Origin of the sequence: Bacillus sp. VT 712, assembly GCF_001614195.1 — a bacterium.
Classification (GTDB): domain Bacteria; phylum Bacillota; class Bacilli; order Bacillales; family Bacillaceae_H; genus Priestia; species Priestia flexa.
The window spans coordinates 19101-38959 of the sequence record NZ_LWBK01000037.1; the positions used below are offsets into that span (position 1 = coordinate 19101).

At 37.0% G+C, this 19859-nt stretch carries 24 protein-coding genes and 1 pseudogene; 17 read left to right on the forward strand and 8 right to left on the reverse strand.

The window, feature by feature from the left end:
* Positions 1-299: 299 nt before the first annotated feature.
* Genes A2U94_RS16100 through A2U94_RS16115 form a run of 4 tightly spaced genes read left to right on the forward strand, consistent with a single transcriptional unit; the run spans position 300 to position 4058 of the window.
* Positions 300-689, forward strand: a complete 390-nt coding sequence (locus A2U94_RS16100) for a GntR family transcriptional regulator (RefSeq protein ID WP_025910218.1) — start codon at positions 300-302, stop codon at positions 687-689.
* Positions 682-1581: an ABC transporter ATP-binding protein gene (locus A2U94_RS16105; RefSeq protein WP_025910217.1), complete on the forward strand. Its 900-nt coding sequence runs from the start codon at positions 682-684 to the stop codon at positions 1579-1581. Before A2U94_RS16100 ends, A2U94_RS16105 begins: the two co-directional genes overlap by 8 nt.
* Positions 1556-3562 (forward strand): DUF6449 domain-containing protein, encoded by a 2007-nt coding sequence (locus tag A2U94_RS16110; protein WP_025910216.1) that lies wholly within the window; start codon positions 1556-1558, stop codon positions 3560-3562. The genes A2U94_RS16105 and A2U94_RS16110 overlap by 26 nt, the downstream gene beginning before the upstream one ends.
* A gap of 13 nt (positions 3563-3575) precedes the next feature.
* Entirely contained in the window at positions 3576-4058 is a 483-nt protein-coding gene (locus A2U94_RS16115) for an RNA polymerase sigma factor (protein ID WP_025910215.1), read from the forward strand.
* 36 nt (positions 4059-4094) lie between these two features.
* Here the strand turns inward: A2U94_RS16115 and A2U94_RS16120 are convergent, their stop codons facing one another.
* Positions 4095-4670: a DedA family protein gene (locus tag A2U94_RS16120; protein ID WP_025908453.1), complete on the reverse strand. Its 576-nt coding sequence runs from the start codon at positions 4668-4670 to the stop codon at positions 4095-4097.
* A gap of 204 nt (positions 4671-4874) precedes the next feature.
* Between A2U94_RS16120 and A2U94_RS16125 the strand changes: the two genes are divergently transcribed.
* Together A2U94_RS16125 and A2U94_RS16130 are read left to right on the forward strand one after the other, a co-directional pair.
* Positions 4875-6056, forward strand: a complete 1182-nt coding sequence (locus A2U94_RS16125) for a DNA polymerase IV (RefSeq protein ID WP_231882774.1) — start codon at positions 4875-4877, stop codon at positions 6054-6056.
* Positions 6057-6174: 118 nt separating this feature from the next.
* The gene (locus A2U94_RS16130) at positions 6175-6594 is read left to right on the forward strand and encodes an organic hydroperoxide resistance protein (protein WP_025908452.1); all 420 of its coding nucleotides are present in this window, start codon (positions 6175-6177) and stop codon (positions 6592-6594) included.
* Between the two features lie 30 nt (positions 6595-6624).
* On the opposite strand, the gene A2U94_RS16135 is transcribed toward A2U94_RS16130, so the two are convergent.
* Positions 6625-7080 carry a MarR family winged helix-turn-helix transcriptional regulator gene (locus A2U94_RS16135; RefSeq protein ID WP_025908451.1) on the reverse strand — a complete coding sequence of 152 codons (456 nt, stop codon included), beginning with the start codon at positions 7078-7080 and terminating at the stop codon, positions 6625-6627.
* Positions 7081-7237: 157 nt separating this feature from the next.
* Between A2U94_RS16135 and A2U94_RS16140 the strand changes: the two genes are divergently transcribed.
* Complete coding sequence (locus A2U94_RS16140; protein ID WP_025908450.1) at positions 7238-7447, forward strand: cold-inducible protein YdjO-related protein; 210 nt, start codon at positions 7238-7240, stop codon at positions 7445-7447.
* Positions 7448-7486: 39 nt separating this feature from the next.
* Here the strand turns inward: A2U94_RS16140 and A2U94_RS22255 are convergent, their stop codons facing one another.
* Together A2U94_RS22255 and A2U94_RS16145 are read right to left on the reverse strand one after the other, a co-directional pair.
* On the reverse strand, positions 7487-7597 hold the full coding sequence (locus A2U94_RS22255) for an LPXTG cell wall anchor domain-containing protein (protein ID WP_224840172.1): 111 nt from the start codon (positions 7595-7597) through the stop codon (positions 7487-7489).
* Positions 7598-7720: 123 nt separating this feature from the next.
* The gene (locus A2U94_RS16145) at positions 7721-8701 is read right to left on the reverse strand and encodes a LysM peptidoglycan-binding and 3D domain-containing protein (RefSeq protein WP_025908449.1); all 981 of its coding nucleotides are present in this window, start codon (positions 8699-8701) and stop codon (positions 7721-7723) included.
* Positions 8702-9015: 314 nt separating this feature from the next.
* Between A2U94_RS16145 and A2U94_RS16150 the strand changes: the two genes are divergently transcribed.
* The 3 genes from A2U94_RS16150 (at position 9016) to A2U94_RS21265 (ending at position 12243) form a co-directional block, all read left to right on the forward strand.
* Positions 9016-11544, forward strand: coding sequence for an AAA domain-containing protein (locus A2U94_RS16150; protein ID WP_025908448.1), 2529 nt, complete (start codon positions 9016-9018; stop codon positions 11542-11544).
* Positions 11545-11638: 94 nt separating this feature from the next.
* Positions 11639-12118: a cobalamin B12-binding domain-containing protein gene (locus A2U94_RS16155; RefSeq protein ID WP_051567068.1), complete on the forward strand. Its 480-nt coding sequence runs from the start codon at positions 11639-11641 to the stop codon at positions 12116-12118.
* A complete protein-coding gene (locus A2U94_RS21265; protein WP_156482270.1) occupies positions 12100-12243 on the forward strand; it encodes a hypothetical protein in 144 nt (47 codons plus the stop codon). The genes A2U94_RS16155 and A2U94_RS21265 overlap by 19 nt, the downstream gene beginning before the upstream one ends.
* Positions 12244-12713: 470 nt before the next feature.
* Here the strand turns inward: A2U94_RS21265 and A2U94_RS22260 are convergent, their stop codons facing one another.
* Genes A2U94_RS22260 through A2U94_RS21895 form a run of 3 tightly spaced genes read right to left on the reverse strand, consistent with a single transcriptional unit; the run spans position 12714 to position 13461 of the window.
* The gene (locus A2U94_RS22260; protein WP_225001604.1) at positions 12714-12851 is read right to left on the reverse strand and encodes a hypothetical protein; all 138 of its coding nucleotides are present in this window, start codon (positions 12849-12851) and stop codon (positions 12714-12716) included.
* On the reverse strand, positions 12848-13243 hold the full coding sequence (locus A2U94_RS21890) for a hypothetical protein (protein ID WP_025908446.1): 396 nt from the start codon (positions 13241-13243) through the stop codon (positions 12848-12850). The genes A2U94_RS22260 and A2U94_RS21890 overlap by 4 nt, the downstream gene beginning before the upstream one ends.
* Positions 13240-13461, reverse strand: coding sequence for a chemotaxis protein CheB (locus A2U94_RS21895; protein WP_025908445.1), 222 nt, complete (start codon positions 13459-13461; stop codon positions 13240-13242). The genes A2U94_RS21890 and A2U94_RS21895 overlap by 4 nt, the downstream gene beginning before the upstream one ends.
* Before the next feature lie 534 nt (positions 13462-13995).
* Here A2U94_RS21895 and proC point away from each other — a divergent pair.
* From proC to A2U94_RS16205, 7 genes are all read left to right on the forward strand, one after another.
* Positions 13996-14838 (forward strand): pyrroline-5-carboxylate reductase, encoded by an 843-nt coding sequence (gene proC / locus A2U94_RS16175; RefSeq protein WP_035320203.1) that lies wholly within the window; start codon positions 13996-13998, stop codon positions 14836-14838.
* Positions 14839-14921: 83 nt separating this feature from the next.
* On the forward strand, positions 14922-16028 hold the full coding sequence (gene proB, locus A2U94_RS16180) for a glutamate 5-kinase (RefSeq protein WP_025908443.1): 1107 nt from the start codon (positions 14922-14924) through the stop codon (positions 16026-16028).
* 99 nt (positions 16029-16127) lie between these two features.
* The gene (locus A2U94_RS16185; RefSeq protein WP_025908442.1) at positions 16128-17390 is read left to right on the forward strand and encodes a glutamate-5-semialdehyde dehydrogenase; all 1263 of its coding nucleotides are present in this window, start codon (positions 16128-16130) and stop codon (positions 17388-17390) included.
* A 357-nt stretch (positions 17391-17747) separates the two neighbouring features.
* Positions 17748-17945, forward strand: a complete 198-nt coding sequence (locus A2U94_RS16190) for a cold-shock protein (RefSeq protein WP_025908441.1) — start codon at positions 17748-17750, stop codon at positions 17943-17945.
* A gap of 216 nt (positions 17946-18161) precedes the next feature.
* On the forward strand, positions 18162-18629 hold the full coding sequence (locus tag A2U94_RS16195) for a hypothetical protein (RefSeq protein WP_025908440.1): 468 nt from the start codon (positions 18162-18164) through the stop codon (positions 18627-18629).
* Positions 18617-18919, forward strand: coding sequence for a YxcD family protein (locus A2U94_RS16200; RefSeq protein WP_025908439.1), 303 nt, complete (start codon positions 18617-18619; stop codon positions 18917-18919). The genes A2U94_RS16195 and A2U94_RS16200 overlap by 13 nt, the downstream gene beginning before the upstream one ends.
* Before the next feature lie 8 nt (positions 18920-18927).
* On the forward strand, positions 18928-19143 hold the full coding sequence (locus A2U94_RS16205) for a DUF2164 domain-containing protein (RefSeq protein ID WP_224840170.1): 216 nt from the start codon (positions 18928-18930) through the stop codon (positions 19141-19143).
* A gap of 124 nt (positions 19144-19267) precedes the next feature.
* Here A2U94_RS16205 and A2U94_RS16210 read toward each other — a convergent pair.
* Positions 19268-19859: pseudogene (locus A2U94_RS16210) on the reverse strand (transposase); the annotation flags it as partial.

Consider the following 19859-nt stretch of genomic DNA (forward strand, 5'->3'; position numbering starts at 1 on the left):
AATCGCTCCTTACATAAAACATCTTATGAGTTCATTATATAGTAAGTTTTTGTTAATAGATAGCTTAATACCTATTTTCCTTATCAGATTTATAAGTTATCGAATTGAATTACTTTAGATAATCTGTTTGTTACCTTTTTGTAATAAAAGTCACAAAAGTACTTGTTTTTTCCAGATAACGTTGTATAATACTAACTGTAGTAACACATGTAGTACAGTTAGTACATTTGAACATACGATCATGATGAATGATGAATGATGAATGATAAATGATAAATGTGATGGAGAGGAGGGAAAGTATGTTTGATTTAGATATTCGTAGTCGTAAGCCTATTTATGAACAATTAGTTGATAAGTTAAAAGAGCTAATTATCCATGAAGTTTTTAAAGCAGACGAGAAACTGCCGTCTGTACGCTTGCTAGCGAAAGAACTAACAATTAACCCTAATACAATTCAAAAAGCATATCGAGAGCTAGAACATCAAAATTATATTTATTCAATTCCTGGAAAAGGAAGTTTTGTGACGGCGCAATCGGAACTATTAAACAATGAAAAGGTGAAAAAAATGAAAGAGGATTTAGTAAAGCTTATTGCTGAAGCGATGTATTTAGGAATGGGAAAAGAAGAAATCTTATCACTTATTTCACAAGCTGAACAAACCGTCAAAGGGGGAGAAAGTGATGATTGAATTAACCGAAGTAAAAAAATCCTTTGAAGATATAAAAGTATTAAACAATGTTTCTCTAACTGTTAAAAAAGGATCTATTTATGGTTTGCTTGGGTCCAACGGTGCAGGTAAAACAACATTATTAAAAACAATTGCGGGCATTTATCGTCAAAATTCAGGGAGCATACATATTGACAATGAAGAAGTATTTGAAAATGTGGCTCTTAAGCAAAGCATCATTTTTCTTCCAGACATTCCGTACTTTTTTGCACAATCCACGATTAAGCAGCTTGCGCAATTTTACAAGAATATGTACCCAACGTGGAACGAAGAACGTTTTCAGCAGTTAAAGCAGGCATTTCCAATTGACTTGAAGAAAAAGGTACACCGTATGTCGAAAGGGATGCAGCGACAAGTAGCATTTTGGCTCGCTTTATCCACGATGCCGGATATTTTAATATTAGATGAGCCTCTAGATGGGCTGGATGCTGTTATGCGTCAAAAAATCAAGAATTTACTAGTGCAAGACGTAGCGGAACGCGAGATGACCATTTTAATTTCCTCTCATAACCTTCGTGAAGTGGAGGATTTATGTGATCATGTGGGCATTTTGCATCAAGGACAGCTGTTAATTGAAAAAGACCTTGACGATTTGAAATCAGATATTCACAAGATTCAAGTAGCTTTTAAAGGCGACGTACCGCTTGCGTTTCATGAAGACTTGGAAATCTTATACGAAGAGAAGCGAGGAAGCGTACTTCTTTGTATTGTACGTGGTAAAGAAAATAAGCTAGCGTCTCGCATTCAATCATACAAGCCGCTTGTATTTGATATTTTACCGCTTACGCTCGAAGAAATCTTTATTTACGAAATGGGGGATGTTGGTTATGCCATCGAAAATATCATCGTTTAATCGAGGGCTGTTCACACAGTCATTTAGAAGCGTAGGTTGGATCGGATTAGTTTACTCATTCCTTCTTTTGTTTGCTCTTCCTCTCCAGCTTCTAATGAAGTATACGGGCAATCCAGAATTTAAGCCAGAAAAGATTAAGACATTATTTGAGCTATTCGATGGCTTACAGCTTGTCTTTATGTTTACAGTACCGGTGTTACTCGCGGTTTTTTTATTCCGTTATATTCAAACCAAAGCAGCAGCAGACTATTTTCATAGTTTGCCAGTTCGAAGAGAAGCTTTATATCACCAAAACATCATTGTGGGTATCGCAATTCTTGTCGTGCCGGTGGTAATTACAGCAGGTATAATCGGCCTTGTAAAAGGGATGTTAAACGTTACAGATCTCTATACAGCAAAAGACATTATGGTATGGGCAGGTTACACAATTATTTTTAACCTTGTTGTGTTCTTTGGAACAGTAGCATTTGGAATGTTCACAGGTATCTCAATCTTACAAGCTATTTTCCTATACGTTCTGTTTCTTTTACCTGGTGGCTTCGTTATGCTTCTTTTATCAAATTTAAAATTCTATTGGTATGGATTCCCAATTGATTATTATTTAAATAAAAGTGCTGAAAAATTAATACCGTTTTTACATGCGACGGAGCTAATGACGAAAAAGAATTTAACAATTAGTCCATGGATTTACGTCATACTTATCATTATCTTTTATGCGATTGGATACATCGCGTATAAAAAGCGTCATATCGAAGCGGCCACTCAGTCCATTTCATTTAAATGGGTGAAACCAATTTTTGTTTACGGTGTGACTACATGTGCGCTACTTGTTGGCGGTGTTTATTTTGGGTCCATGCAAGGAACATTTGGATGGATGGTCTTTGGCTATGTGTTAGGTGCTCTTATTGGGTATATTGTTGCTCAGGTCATTTTACACAAAACGTGGCGAATCGCTAAGTATTGGAAAGGATATGTGATTTCATTAGCTATTTTCTTTGCTATTGGTGCATTTGTTCATATTGATGCGTTTGGCTATGAATCAAAGGTTCCTGCACTAAATGAAGTAGAAAGTGTTTATTTCGAAGAAGGAACCTATTTAATTACTGAAGATCCAACCAGTGAACAGTACACAGAATATGGAAACGAGTATGTTCCTCCCTATTACTATACGAGTCAAGAAGCAGTTGAAGCAATTCATCGGCTACATGAACAATTAGCAAAGAATCCAGTCTCAATGACAAGTAAGGATATTCAAGGAGATGAAGGGCGCACAGTAGCAATTGCCTATAAGCTTAAAAACGGCAAGACGCTTGTGCGTGAGTATGAGTTGAACTTTAAAGCGTATCATCCACTGTATAAGAAAATCGCTGAAACAAAAGAGTTTAAAGAAAACTTTAATCCATTTTTACGAAGTGGAGATATGAGTGATGTTACAAATGTACAAATTACCTCGGATGGACAAATTAGTAAGCAAGCTAGCATTCGCAACCCAGAAGATATTAAAGCGCTTGCTGAAATACTAAAAACGTCGATGAAAAACGAAACATTTGAAGAAATGTACAGCGAGCGCGGACCATGGGCTTATATTGATTTCAATACGGGCCAAGGCAAAAATAAGCAACACGTAACCTGGGAAAAATCGTATGATGAAGTGAGCGATTGGCTAAAGAAAAAAGGCCTATATAACAAAGTGCGTGTATTACCAGAAGATATTGAAAAAATAGTTGTGCTAAAAAATCCACATCAGCATGAAATAGACTTTTATGCAGACGAAGAATTTCCTTCATTAGTAGAATCTGAGAAAACGATTGAAGTGAAGAATAACGATCAAAAAGAAGAAATTTTAGAAACCGTATCTTGGGCAAGCAACGGAGCTTATTTAGTCGGTATCTATTATAAAGAAGATCCTAGTACTCCTGAAATCCAGGAATTTACTGAGGAGACAGTTCCAGACTTTATTAAAGAAAAATTACTAAAATAAAGGGAGAAGAAATATGAGTGCTAGCAATATTGAACCATATTTGCGACAGGTGCTAGCTTATTTGCAAAAGCGAGGTGTCAGCAAGCAAGATGCTGAAGATATCACGCAAGATGTAGCGATGAAATACTTAGAAAATCAATATAAAGTTGAACAGGGGAAAGAAAGAGCTTGGTTGTTTCGAGTTGCTTTAAATAAGCGCTGTGATTTAATCAGAAAAAATTCCGTTCATACTCGCTATGTGCTAACACAGGGACCAACAGAGCTAAAAAATGCACCGATGGATTTTGTATTATCCAAAGAGCAATTTGAGCAATATGTAAAAGCTTTAAATAAATTAAAGCCTCAATATAAAAACCTATTGATCTTAAAATATGAGTATGGTTTAAAATATGAAGAGCTTTCTGAACAATTTAACATGAAAGTCACGACTATTAAGTCTGCACTTTATCGAGCACGAAAGCTATTCATGAAGCATTATGCATATCAGCTTATGTGAAAGAAGCCAATCTTCTACTTAGAGGATTGGCTTTTTTCATTCTTTACTACGCATTTTTCGCTTTTTATAGGCTAAGCTTCCAACACTGATGGCAATAAACAAAATAGTGAATTGAGAAATGGTTTCAAATGAAGCGGCATCATCAACTTTAAACCCCCATAAAAAAAACGCAAACGTCCAAACCAATCCAAATGAAAATGTTGTTGTTATATAATTAAGGTGAGGCATTTTCGTTGTTCCTAAAAATAATGGCATAACGTGTCGCATTCCCGGCAAGAAGAAGCTGAGCATAATGCCGAAGGAACCGTATGAGGTAATGAGGTTTTCAATTTCATATCGCTTTTTTTGAAAGCGTGATTGAGAGAGAGCTTTTATTGTTTGCTTGCGAAACCATCTAGCAAATAAGAATTTAACATATAAGCTAAGCATCATGGCACTGTAAGTCAAGAGAAAAGCAATAAGAGGGTGAAAAGTAGAAAGAGTGGCATGGTTACCTGCAAGCATAATAAAGAGAGGATCTGGAATAGGTGTGAAATTAGCACCAATGATGATTAATAAAAAGAAATATCCATATCCAAACTGTTGAATTACTGTGATAATCTGATCCACCACGGCGTTTCCCCCATTTTTGTCAAAGTTATTATAGTATACGAATGCTTCAAAGGGATGTTCATCAAACAATCCGCCCGTTTTTTACTCTTTGTCCATCATATTACAAACCGCTATAGAATTATTCACATTAATTGTTTTTTGGTTTAAAATAAGAACATATATTCTGTTGGTTCGGATAGAAAGAAGGTGAGTGTGTTGAAAGGCATGTATCCAAAAAAGGGAAGAGTCATATTGCATATTGATGTTAATGCTTTTTATGCATCGGTGGAAGAAGCGCGTAATCCGGCACTGAAAGGAAAACCTATGGCCATTGCGGGTAACCCAAAAGAGCGTAGAGGGATTGTGGTAACGTGCAACTATGCGGCTCGCAATAAAGGAATATATGCACCGATGCCATTATGGGAAGCTAAAAAAATTTTTCCTCAGCTAATTGTGTTAAAACCAGATTTTACTCTTTATCGCAAAGTATCAGCGCAAATGTTTTCTTATTTATCAACGATCTCTTCTATTCTTGAGCCTGCTTCTATTGACGAAGGATATCTAGATATAACGGATTGCTTTCATCAAGGTACGCCACTCGAGATTGCACAGCGAATACAGAACGATCTTTTGAATGAGTTACAAATACCGGTCTCAATCGGCATTGCACCAAATAAGTTTTTAGCTAAAACGGCAAGCAACATGAAAAAACCGCTTGGAATTACAATTTTAAGAAAGCGCGATATTCATCAGAAACTTTGGCCACACCCAGTGGTTTATATGCATGGTATAGGTAATAAAACCGCTGAGAAGTTGAATGCCGTTCATATCCATACGATTGAAGAGCTAGCGCACGCAGATGATCATAAGCTAAAGGCCACAGTTGGAGTAAGAGGAGTAGAAATGAAGCAAAGAGCTAATGGGATTGACGATCGACCTGTAAATCCAAATCGCAGGTCGGAATTTAAGTCGATTGGACATTCAAAAACATTAGCGAAAAATATGACGGATGATCGGGAGATGGTACCGATTTTAAATGATCTCGCTGAGTCTGTTAGTAAGCGAATGCATGCCAAAAAAGTAGTCAGCAAAACGATTCAGTTAACCATTCGCTATAGTAATTTCAAAACAATTACAAGAACCCAAACCATTGATCAGTGGACCAATCAGTCAAAAGTGTTGCTTCATTGGGTAAACAAGTTGCTTCAAAAGCATTGGAACGGTGAACCAGTTCGCTTGTTAGGGGTAGCAGCTCTACAAGTAGAACGAATGAACGATCGAAATCAAGAGCAGCTTAGTTTATTTACATATGAACGGCACGTAAAAGATGAACCGCTCTATAAAGCAGTTCAGCAGCTTCAAAGTAAATATGGTGATGAAATTATACGAAAGGGGTTAAAAAAATAATAGAAGAGAGTATAGAACGACATGTTTCAATCCACTCTAAAAGGGTAATATATCCATAGAGCGTGCAAGAGCTTTTTTGCATGAGCAAGGACTTTACAATTACGTATATGAGGTGATTTTGATGTCAGTTTTATTTACTTCAAAAGCAACAGCAGTAGGTGGGCGTGAAGGGCACGTCAAATCAGATGATGGCCTAATTAATCTAGATTTAGTAATGCCTTCACCAAACAATACAAAAGAAGGAACGAATCCGGAGCAGCTTTTTGCAGCAGGATATGCTTCTTGCTTTGACGGGGCTTTAAATCTAATTGCTAAAAAGCAAAAATATTCCATCGAATCATCAATTACGGCTGAAGTTAGCTTAATGAAAGACCCAGCTGATGATGGGTTTAAGTTAGCAGTAACGTTAAACGCTCATTTAAAAGGGGTATCGCAAGAAGAGGCTGAAAAGCTAGTGAAGGCAGCACATGAATTTTGTCCATATTCAAAAGCAACTAGAGGGAACATTGACGTAACGTTAAATACGACGGCTGAATAAAAAAGCAGTGCACAAAAGTGCACTGCTTTTTTACTGGCTTTTTCCATTGTGACTATGGATAGCGTTTAACAGCTGGTGAAGCATTTGTTTTAAATTTGCTAGCTCTTCAGGAGAGTAATCTGTCATATTAAATACTTCATCTGGAATTTGACAAGCTTTATCTCGAAGTGAAGCGCCTTTTTCTGTTAAGCTTACTAACACAACGCGTTCATCTTCCTGCGAGCGTTCACGGATTACAAGCCCTTGCTCTTGCATACGTTTCAGCATCGGAGTTAGCGTACCGGAATCTAGGTATAAGAGTTCTCCCATTTTCTTTACGCTGACTCTTCCATGCTCCCATAGGACAAGAAGAGCTAAGTACTGTGGGTACGTAACGCCAATTTTATCTAAAAGAGGCTTATACACTTTTGTAATTTCACGTGACGTAGCATAAATAGAAAAACAAAGCTGATTTTCTAACTTTAATCTTGAAAATAAATCGGTCATTTTAAACTCCTTCAATATAATTGTTCACTATGTAATTATATACAATTTATCAAAGAGATTCAAAACAAACAAATGTAAATTTTGACATAGTTTGTCAAAATACCTTAAATAAAAAAGCGCTTTTTCCATATACTAAGAAAAAAAGGGAGCTGTGCTCATGTATTTTGCGAAAAAAGGTATGGAAGAACAGGTTACTCAGATGATGGATACAAATGTTTATGCGTGCCAGTCTGACTCGTGTAACGGATGGATGAGAGAAGATTTTGTGACGTCAGATTATAATTGCCCAATGTGTGGAAATGAAATGTCTCAAGAAGTAAGAGAGTTACCTAAAATCAAGAAGGATTTTCAATTTTATAATCGTTAAACAAAGAGCGTTTAAAAAAGAAGCTACAATAGCTTCTTTTTACTTTTTATTATGTTTGCGGCGTCTTTTAAAATAAAAGTAAAGGCCTCCTAATAATAAAACAACTAATAATAATACGCTCGTTGGAAAATATAAGGTGCCAATATTCATAGTGATAACCTCCAGTATAGCAATCTAAATAGTTGAAACGTCTACGTTGTTGTCTTAGCATTCTTATTCCCTTTAAGGTGAGGGTTAAACACTAAAATAAAAAAGAAGCCCCGTAGGCTTCTTTTAGTTTAATACTTTAACTGTAACTGTTTTACGGCCCCACTTCATCGCGTCGCTTTGAGATGGAATAAAAACGTCAATACGATTCCCTTTAATAGCACCACCCGTATCACCTGCAATTGCTTCTCCGTATCCATCTACGTATACGCGTGACCCAAGAGGAATAATAGATGGATCAACAGCAATTACTTTTTGATTTGGATTTGCACGTAGGTCAATTCCTATCTTTGTAATACCACTACAGCCAGTACAAAAAGCTGTGTAAGCCGTAGCAACAACCTGAAATTCTTTTTTTACTTCTTGATTTTCAGAAGGGTTTGGTGTTTGTGGCTTAGAAGATACAGGATTCGATACCTCAGGGGCAGCTGGTGCTGGAGCAACAGATCCATTTACTTTAAGCGTTTGATTAATGTAAATTGTGTTTGCTGATAAGCCGTTTAGCTGCTGTAATGTTGAAACTGAAATACCATGCCTTTGGGCAATGCTCCACAACGTATCTCCTGGCTTCACTTTATATGTACTAGTAGGAGCCTGTTGTTGGGGTTGCTCTATTTTTTCATCGGGTGGTGCTGTTACAGCGCTGGCCCCATTTACAGTTAGCACTTGGTTAACGTAAATAATATTGGATGATAAGTTATTATACTGTTTTAGTTGCTCAACTGATAAACCATGAGATTTTGCAATGCGATAAAGCGTATCACCTGATTGAACTTTATATGTATTTTGGGATGTAGAAGATGTTGGTGATGCTGTATGCGTATCAGCTGAACTACTAATATGTAAGGTTTGATTTGTATAAATAATAGTGGATGATAAGTTATTCCATGCTTGTAAGTCTTTCACCGATACATTATATTTTTTTGAAATGCTATAAAGCGTGTCGCCCGATTGAACTTTATAAGTTTCCGCGTCTGCTGATGCCATGCCTGCAATTCCCATTGAAACAAGTGCCGTTGCACCAAGTGAAAAAATATGCTTTTTCATTCTTTTTTCTCCTTTGTGACTATGAATTTATTACCATTCTATCAACCTTATGTAACAGGAATGTTTCAATAGTATAGATAGTTTGTTACAAAAAGAAAAATAAAGAAGAATACTTGTGTGATTTTTGTCGTTATTTGTAGACAAATAGTCCTATTCATACTTAATGGTAGAAAAAACTATGAAAGTTGTGTCGGATTTTATGCCTGCATAAAGTGTTGGAACATGCTAGAATAGAAAAGTTGTAGAGAACGGAATAAATGAGTTGGAGGTGAAAGGCACTGTTAGAAAAAAGGTTGTGACAGTGCTTAACTCAATTGAAAAAAACAGTTTCACAGTATTTAAAAGAGTGGGTTCGGGCTTTATCAATTGAAATTAGCCACTTGAAGAAAGAAGGCGGAAAAAAAGAGCAGCTAGTTAACGGGGAATACGTAGGACGATATGGAGAAGCTTTTGTGTACCGTTTTCAGATGGTACGCTTTTTTAACGTAATCGATGGAACTAGCATGCGCGTAAAGGTTCAGGATGCAGAGCTTGATGGCGAGATTTTAGCTCATGAAAAACACGAGGTATATGTAAAGGTAGGGGTTTATTTAGGTTCTGATGTTCCTATTTTATACTTATTTAACGAACCATGGGAACTTTTACAAGCATTGATTGACCGGTTAGAAGAACTGAAAGACTATAAGAAAAAGCGTGCTAGAGTTAAACGCTTAATGACGGGTACGGCGAAGGTGAATCATGAAGAATACAAAATGAAAAACGATCTTCATGAAATCTTACTGAGAGCTCATCATAATCAAACAACGTATTTATGGGGACCTCCGGGAACAGGAAAAACATACACGCTATCACGCATTATTAATAGCATGTACCGGAAGAAAAAGCGCGTATTGGTAGTGTCGCATAGCAATGCAGCTGTTGACGTATTAATGAACGAGGCGTTAGCACGTATTGAGGCTAAGCACAAGTGGAAAAAAGGAGAGGTTGTACGCTACGGGACTATGGCAAATAAGGAGCTTCAAACAAAACTTTCTACGACTCTATTAGTTGAACACGAGCATCCAAATCTTGCGAGAAAAGAGAAGGATTTACAAGAACAATATGTACGTTTAACGAGATATCCTTCTAAAGAGCGTGAGATTCAACAAGTTAAAAAGAAGCTCAATAGCGTGAAACAAGAGATGGCTGAGTTTGAAAAAGAGCTAGTGCAAAAAGCAGTCATTATTGGCACAACATTAACTAAAGTGGCAACGGATGCATCCGTTTATGAAAAAGAATATGATGTAGTAATTGTAGATGAAGTGAGCATGGCTTATACGCCACAAGTGGCTTTAGCTGCTTCGTTAGGTAAACACATTGTTGTTTGTGGAGATTTTAAGCAGCTTCCAGCCGTTTCTCAATCAAAGCATGCGTATGTGCAAGAAGCGTTAGGGCGTGATGTATTTGAGCAATCAGGAATTGCTGCACAAATCCATGAAGGAAACTGGCATCCACATTTAGTGATATTAAAGCAACAGCGTCGTATGCACCCAAATATTTCAGCGTTTACAAACGCTCATGTATATGGTGGTAAAGTAAGCGACCATGCATCTGTAGTACAAAGAGAAGCGATTGCTCAACTAAAACCGTTTGTAGACAAAGCCCTTGTGCTGATGAATACAAGCGGTATTAAGACATTTGCTCAAAAAGAAAAAAATGGGGGATCTCGGTATAATTTAGTATCTGCTTTTATTTCAAGTAGCTTGCTTATTCGCGCATTTAAAAGTGGAATTACATCATTAGGCTATGTTACCCCATACCGAGCACAAGCGCAGCTTGTAAGAGATCTAGTAAAAGGAGTGATTCCTGAGGAGCATATTCTTGCTGCAACAGTTCATAAGTTTCAAGGTTCTGAAAAAGATCTTATGATTTTTGATACAGTTGATAGTCATCCTTTTTCAAAGCCAGGTATACTTCTTATAAATGAATTAGCGGACCGTCTCATAAACGTAGCAATTACAAGAGCAAAAGGAAAATTTATTATGATAGGTGACCTGCCTTACTTAACTAAACGTTTGCCTAACGAGAGATTGCTTTTTAAGCTACTTCAATATATGAAGGAGCGAAATGCTATCTATCAACCGAATGAATATTTAAAAGAAATGATTCAAGATAAGCAGTTAATTTGGCATAAAGGAATCGATGTCCACAAGATAGTAATGGATATTAAACGTGCGAAAAATAAATTATTTATCGTGTTGCCTACTACAAAAGAATGGCCGAATAGGCTTTGGGAAGCGATTAATGAGTTTCGGGGAACGGTTACAATTTTGACAAAAGAACCAAGAAGGCTTAAGGTCAAAGAAGGAGTTGAAATTATACCTTCTCACTTTCCTTTTTTTATCTTCGCGATGGATGAGAAAAGTTTGTGGTGTAGTAACGAAATTAATGAGGGGAATTCTATTTCTTTAACCGTTCGCATTGAGCACTCAGACTTTGTCCAAATGTTTTTAAGTTATGTTGATATGACGCCCGTTTCCAGTCATTTAAAGCAGGAATGGCTACAGGTAAATAAGGCAGGATATTCATTGGCAGACTACTTAAATATATGGGATCGATGTTCGGAATGTTATAGCGTTCGAGACGCTGAAGTGACAGTAAAAGGAAAAATTCGGTTTGTTTGTCATCACTGCGGGAATACGGGGGGTATAACGAGAAAAATTTTCCAAGATTATTTAAGACATGTAAATGCTGAATGTAAAGCCTGTAAGAAAAAGGTTGAAGTTGCGTTTCGAGAAGGTGTCTACGCTTACTGTCCGTCATGTGAAAAAGAGGCTTTACCAAAAGATTTGCTCTCTATCTAGAAGAGAAAGGATGTGTTCATTTTGGACAACCACGCCCCCGTAGTATTAGCAAAATCACTTGTTGAAGGGAAGATACAAAAAAAGTTGGTTGATTGTGGGTTCATATATAGAAAATGGTTCGTCCTTAGTGGATACTTATCGTCTAATCAGTACCATGTATCAGATTGGGCAATGGTGGCAAGAGAATAAAATTTCAGTTGCTGATGAACATTTGGCTACGGCAACATGTGATTATATAATTGCTCGACTACAGTTTACCGTGAATAAAGAAAAGCTGCCAAGCAAGCGTGCTTTGCTTTTTTGTGTCGAAGGAGAAGGACACTATATTGGCCTGAAAATGTTGGCATCTTTGCTTGAAAAGTATAAATGGGAAGTGGGAAATTTAGGAGCTAACCTTCCTTTATCATACGCTATTAACAGTATTGAAAAGCGGAGGCCAGAAGTTGTCGGAATATCTATTTCACAGGTGCATTTGTTACCAAGCTTAAAGCAATATATTAACGAAATAGAAAGTTTAACCTATTCACCTACTGCGTTAGTAGGGGGGGGAGGTTATTGCAACATTATGATTTAACTGGATACGGTTCAACACAAACCGTATTTATTAACGAGATTGAACAATTTGAGCAGTGGCTGTTTGAAAACGCACTGAAGCAGTCTCTTGTATCGGGGGGGGAATATGACGTCATTATCGCTTGAAGCTATTCCCGTTCCGTTATTTATTGTGGATAAAAGTGGACAAATCATTGATTTTACACCAAGCGTGACCAAAATGTTTTTACCAGCTAGCGATATAGCCGACATAATTGATAAAGACAGTCATGAAAAGCTAAAAACTCTCGTTCGAGAACGAGAAGAAAAGCGTGGGGAGATTAATATGATTACGTTTGATAATCCAGTTGCTTTATTTGACGTTTATTATAAACCAGAAGCGTATAACAATCAGGACGTATTTATTTGCTATCCCGTCCATGAATATATGACGAATATGCAGTCAACGCTAAATCAATTTAGAAGTATGACTACTCAAGAACCAGAACATGCAAAGCAAACATTGACGGTTATTGAAGAAGATCAAGATACCATCTTGCAGCTCTATTCACTATCATCTAAGCGTCAGCTACGGGAAATGAAAACAAATGTAAAGACAGTATTAGATTTACTAACGATTATTTATCCTGATGTAATTGAGGCTGAAAAAGCTGAGTACTTCGATTTAAACCCAGCTGCTTTGTATAAAAATCGTATACGTGCATACCAAACATTTCTTTAAAATCAACTTTATATTCTGTGAATTTTTGATTCATGTATTTAATTTGACCTTTATGGTCCGTAATAAAGATACTTGTTGGGCTATGGGCAACAGCAAATGAAGTAATTGCGAGCTCTTCATTTTACGAATGTTTTTTTTCACTTGGTAAGAATTGTACTTTGTTGGTTCAAAGTACTGATTGATTTGTTCTTCAATTAATGAAAAAGCTTCTTTATCTCGCAAGAATTGTGTTAAGACAATTAATAAATCACGCTGAAGATCAACAATTTCAACAGGATGATCATTTAAATAATCTCGGTAATCTTCCAACGTCTCACATGGAGTCTCTAATACAGAGCCTTTCAGGGTGACAAAGTAGTGAGGAGCAGCTAAGTAAACGGTATTTTCTTGTAATGTCATACCGTTTTCGATTTGAACAATATTCATATTGGTTTTTTTGCTAAAAGCTCGGGCATAAAACTTTTATATCTTGACGATAAGTGTTGAATAACAATGAAAGCCATGCCGTTTGAAGAAGGCATATTCGCAAAGAACTGTTCAATTGCTTCTAGGCCACCAGCCGAAGCCCCAATCCCTACGACATGTATGGCTTTTGGGTTGTGTATTTCAGATAATGAGATGGTAGAAAGCGTTTTGTTCTTCATATTGTAATCTCCAAGTTCCGGTGAGATTCTGCTTTCTATATGTAAGGAGTGAATTTTACCGATGATAGTTTAAATATATTAATTAATGGTCAGCGAAAGTTTTCTTCATCTGTCACTGAGTAGAAAATCAATCATTATTTACAAACTGAAATTCCACTTGAAAATTCTTAAATACGGTAAATAAAGAAAAAAATTCTAAAATATCCATATACGTATTTTAACAAATCTCACAAGCTGTTCCCATCCCGTTTCGTAAAATTCTTTATAAATAGTATGTAACATCCAAATAAAACATTTTCCCTAAAATAAAAACTATAAACATTAATACAGCGAAAAAAGTCGATTTCTTGGGGATTTTCTAATAGAGAAATTTGTTGAAAAATATTTTTGTATCCGGTTTCATTTCTTTTGTACTATGTGCTGACAGCGTTATTTTTACCTTGTCGATAGGTTGACAGCCATTTTGAGCATGTTACGATAGTTACCGTTGAGAGAACGCGAACAAAAATACGAACATTTGACAGGGGAGATTTGATGATCAAAACAAAAAAGATTGCTTTTCTAGGTGCAGGATCAATGGCAGAAGCAATGATTTCTGGTATGATTCATTCTAATATTGTTCCAGCGAAAAATATTGTGGTAACAAATCGCAGCAATAAAGAACGCCTTTTAGAATTGGAAAACAAATACGGTGTTCAAACTAGTAAAAGAGTTGATTTAGACACAACAGATATTGACGTGTTCATTTTAGCAATGAAACCAAAAGATGCTGAGCAAGCATTATCCTCTTTAAAACCCAATATAACTAAAGATCAAGTTGTTTTATCAGTGCTAGCTGGTATTTCAACAGCCTTTATGGAAGATCTATTGCATGAAGAACAACAAGTTGTTCGAGTGATGCCAAATACCTCAAGTATGATTCAACAATCTGCTACAGCAATATCTCCAGGACAATATACAGCAATGGATTCAGTCATTTTAACAAAAGAGTTGCTATCGTCAATTGGTCAAGTTTACGTTATTGATGAAAAACAAATGGATATTTTCACGGGCATTGCCGGTAGTGGACCAGCGTACTTTTATTTCTTAATGGAGCATATTGAAAAAGCAGCCAAAGAAGAAGGATTAGATCCAGAAGTAGCCAGAGCAATTGGAGCCCAAACCATATACGGTGCGGCAAGAATGATGATGGAGCGTGACGAAACGCCAACAGAGCTTCGTGAAAACGTAACGTCTCCAAATGGCACAACGGCAGCAGGCTTGAAAGCCCTTGAAGAACATGGTGGCGGAACGGCAATTATGCGCGCGGTAAAAGGAGCATCAGACCGTTCAAAAGAAATGAGTGAACAGCTTGAAAAGGTATCCAACGAAGCATAAACCATAACTTCATATTCTTCGTTACTATCCTCATATTTATAAATCAATAAAACAAAAGAAACGAATTAACTAGGAGTGATTTGATGAGTCCCGATGGCAAGAAGCGGGTTGTAATTAAGATTGGCAGCAGTTCTTTAACAAGTTCACACGGTGAGATTAGCCGAAAGAAATTGGAGAGGCTTGTTGACCAAGTAGTCGAGTTGAAAGATCAAGGTCATGAGGTACTGCTTGTTTCATCCGGTGCAGTAGCGGCAGGTTACAGAAAGCTTGGTTGTTTAGAAAGACCTAGCTCATTACCTGAAAAACAAGCGGCCGCATCCATTGGCCAAGGACTTTTAATGGAAGCATACTCCGAGCTGTTCTTATCTCATGGCTACGTCGCGTCACAAATTTTAATTACACGAGATGATTTCTCTGATGAAAGCAGATATAACAATGCACGTAATACCATTAACGTACTGTTAGAACGAGGAATTGTACCGATTGTCAATGAAAATGATACGGTGACTATTAATCGTCTAAAGTTTGGAGATAATGATACGCTATCTGCTAAAGTTGCAGGGTTAGTTGATTCAGATTTACTTATCATCCTATCTGATATTGACGGATTATATAGCGCGGATCCTCGTGAAAATCCAGATGCGGAGCTATTATCACACGTATCTGAAATTACGCCAGAAATTGAAGAAGGTGCTGGAGACTCTGGAAGTTCAGTTGGCACAGGTGGTATGCGCTCAAAAATTGATGCGTTTAAAATTTCAATGGCTTCAGGAATTCCTTCATTCCTAGGAAAAGCAGGCGTTCCAAACATTTTAACAGAAGCGGTGTTGGGTGAAGCATTTGGAACGTATTTCGAAGCAGGAGAAGACGCTGTTAACTTAAGTCAAAAAGAACAGTGGATTGCGTTTAACTCAGGGCCTGAAGGGGAAATAGTAATTAAAGACGAAGCAAAAACGGCGATTGTGGAAGAAAAGAAGCCGCTGCTACGAGAACACATTAAGTTTATAAAAGGTCACTTTGAAGAAGACTCCGTTGTTCGAATCTTAGATGTTGATGAGCAAGAGCTTGCATTAGGTGTTTCGAATTATTCTTCAGAAGAATTAGCTCAAAACCAAGAAATGAATGAACCCGTTGTTGACAGTGAAGGAATGGTTTGTCACGTCGAAATTCCGATTCCGGTAGGCCTTTAATTAAAGAAGCGAAGAACGACAAATCTATGGTATAATGATGTAACAAAAATAATCATAATATTTAAAAAAATATTGTAAATCTTATCCAGGAGTGATTTTGTGGTACAGGTAAAGGAAGATATTTCGGTTAAGCAACAAGCGGTGTTAGCTAAAAAAGGTGCAAAGCAGCTTAGTCTATTAACAACAGAACAAAAAAACAAAGCGCTTTTAACAATTGCAGATGTACTTGAAGAGCACACGGATGACATTTTAAAAGCAAATGAAAAAGATTTAGAAAATGGAAAAGAAAAAGGCTTTGATGATGCGCTAATGGATCGTTTAGCATTATCTGTTGAACGTGTAAAAGATTTTGCAGATGGACTAAGGCAGGTATCGAAGCTTGATGATCCAACAGGAGATATTTTAACAGAGTGGACGCTTGAAAATGGTTTAAATGTTAAACAAGTTCGCGTTCCACTTGGAGTAATTGGAATGATTTACGAAGCGAGACCAAACGTAACGGTTGATGCTACAGGTCTTGCGTTAAAATCAGGTAATGCGATTGTGTTAAAAGGTGGTTCTTCTGCAATTCATTCCAACAAAGCGATTGTCGAAGTCATGCATAAAGCATTAGATAAAACAGAAATTCCTAAAGAAGCTGTCCAATTTATTGCGAGTACAAATCGTGAAGCAACGCAGCAGCTCTTCACGATGAAAGAGCATATTGACGTATTAATTCCACGCGGCGGTGCATCATTGATTCAGGCTGTTGTAAATAATGCGACGGTTCCTGTATTAGAAACAGGAGTAGGGAATTGTCATCTTTATATTGATGAACACGCAGATGTTGAAAAAGCTATTTCGATTCTAATCAATGCTAAAACGGATCGCCCAGCAGTATGTAACGCAGCTGAAACGGTATTAGTTCATGAAAAGTGGCTTGAGCAAAACAGCGACCGTTTAATTCAAGCGTTTAAAGACTTTAATATTGAAGTGTTTGGTGACGAGCGCACACTTGCTACAATTCCTGGTGCCAAAGAAGCAAAAGAAGCAGATTGGGCAGAGGAATATTTACGCCTTGCAATTGCGATGAAGGTTGTTTCAAACGTAGATGAAGCAATTGATCACATTGAAGTATATGGCACGAAGCATTCAGAGGCTGTGATTACAGAAGATGAAAATGTTGTGAAAAAGTTTATGGCGTTAGTAGACGCAGCAGCTCTTTATCATAATGCTTCGACTCGCTTTACAGACGGTGGAGCGCTTGGTTTTGGAGCGGAAATTGGAATTTCAACTCAAAAACTTCATGCAAGAGGACCAATGGGCTTGCCGGCACTAACAACAATTAAATATGTAATGAGCGGAAATGGTCAAGTACGCTAATATCATAAAAATAATTATGTAAAGAAACTCAGCAGAGATGCTGAGTTTCTTTTGTGCAATGAATAAAATATAGTTGTCAATTTCCTAAAAATATAGTATTATTGAATTTTTTTCTAAACTCTGCTATAATAAAAACACGTAATTTTTTTACTATTGTATCCTCATTTAAGCGTATATGCTTTATGTTAAACATACGCTTATAATCTTATAATAAAACTCCATCTTTGATTCGTTTCTCTCATGATAATATTAAATTCTTCAAGATAGGTCATTTACCGATATGCTCCATTTTAATAAACTCATGATGATACCCATATGAAGACGGATAGTAGATTACTTTAAAAGGAGATTATGTCTATGTATAACCGAAAAAATGTTGAACCAGCTGTAATTGAAGAAACTAAAGTATGGGAATGTACGTCAGATAGTTGTAAGTGTTGGGTTCGCGATAACTTTAAGAGCGGTGACCAGCCAACGTGCCCGCTTTGTAAAAGTGAAATGCAACAAGCAACGAAAGAGTTACAGGTTATTCACAATCCAAAAGTAATTGACTAATAAAATACGAGGTTTGTAGAAGCTGCTCATATTCTTTGCAACATGGATATAAGCAGCTTTTTTGATTAAGTAGGTAACCAATCATAAGATTGTGAACGTTTTTGGGCAATTACTTCATTTTTATATAAAAAAATGAAACCTTTTGATACGATGAAACGTAGTACAAGTTACGTAGAAAATTTTACGTATGTAACTAATAGTAGGGGGCAAAAATTCATGTTAAAAAAAGTATTAGCAGCTTGTGTAACGCTTACGATTATGTTTTCACCAATAGGTGGAGCATTGGTTCAAGATAGCTCAACCATTGTAAGTGCAAAAGGTTATAAATCAGGAAAGCGTTCTTTTGATAGCGGAAACAGCAATCAACCAAGTATGTTTAAGAACAACAATAATACAAACAGCAATTCTTCTGTAAATCAAAAGAACAACACAACAAATAACTCAAAATCAACGAACGCAGCAAGTACTAACCGTGGTGGTTTAATGAAAGGACTATTATTCGGTGGACTTGCAGGATTACTATTTGGTAGTATGTTAGGAAATTTAGGTGCATTAGGTCCAGTAATCGGCTTCTTAATTAATGCATTAGCAATTGTAGCTCTTATTTTAATCGTCATTCGACTATTTCAAAGCATTAAACGTAACAAGCGTAAAGAACAGGAAGTGAACTCTTGGAGAAACTAAAAATCTCGGAACAGGACATTATCAATGCAATGTGTCTGTATATTGCTGATAAAAAGCAGGTGCAGCCTCAGGAAGTTGAGGTCGAATTGATGTATGATGACGACTATGGCTTTTCAGCTGAGTCATACGTAAATGATCGAAAGCAGGTCCATATTACGTTAAATATCATTGAGGCACTGCGCTTGTGGTTAGATACGCAGATGAACATTGATCCATTCTCAACAGGTTTAGAATTAGAGTTAGATGACGAAGAAGGCATCATTGCTTACGCAACGGTAAGACAAGGATGAGCAAGTCTTTGACAATATCAAAAGAAAAAAAGAAAGTATTAATTGAAGAAATTCAAACGTATTTTTTAAATGAACGTGATGAAGAAATTGGAGAGTTAGCAGCGGGCTTACTGCTTGATTTCTTCATTGATAAAATAGCTGTCGAGTTCTATAACTTAGGCGTTGAAGATTCATATCGTTATATGAGTGATCGCTTAGAGGATTTGTTTGCTATCCAAAAATAACCCTGCAATTTGCAGGGTTATTTTCAGATTGACGAGAAACCTGTAAGGTTCTCGTCAATCTGAGGCTCTTTTCATTTTTTATAGTGAAACAAGTAAACATTTCACAAACAAATCGTCGTTTTCCATAAAAATCGCCCATTACCTGACCTGTTTTGGTCAGGTAATGGGCGATTTTTTTCATGTTTTGACAAGCTGCCGTCAGATACGCCTGCATCTGGACAGACTTCAGCCCTCGATACCGGGCATATCGATACCCATTTAGCTCTTTTGCATCGGCAAAGCTACGCTCAATCGTCGTGCAACGCATACGATAAAGTTGTTTACCTGCTTTTGTGCGCTTATTTAGACGCGCTTGTTCTTTGAATCTCTCCCAAATGTGACGTGTCACCACGCGTTGTTTTTGGGAAGCGGAAAAACAACCGTCTCTCATTGGACAAACGGCACAATCACTTGGATTTGATTTGTATGTACGATCTCCTGTGCGACTGGTAGTCGCATACGATAAAATGCACCCCATTGGACAAGCGAATACATCTTTTTCCTGTACGTAGTGAAACAGACGTTTTGGCACGTCTTTGTTTGACGATCCAAAACGCCGATAGCCCATCACCATAAAAATCCCTTTTTCAGAAAGGCGTTTACAAATATGGCTTGTAAAATACCCGGCATCTAATGCAACAGCTTCAACAGAAAAGCGAAACTTTTTTATTTGTATG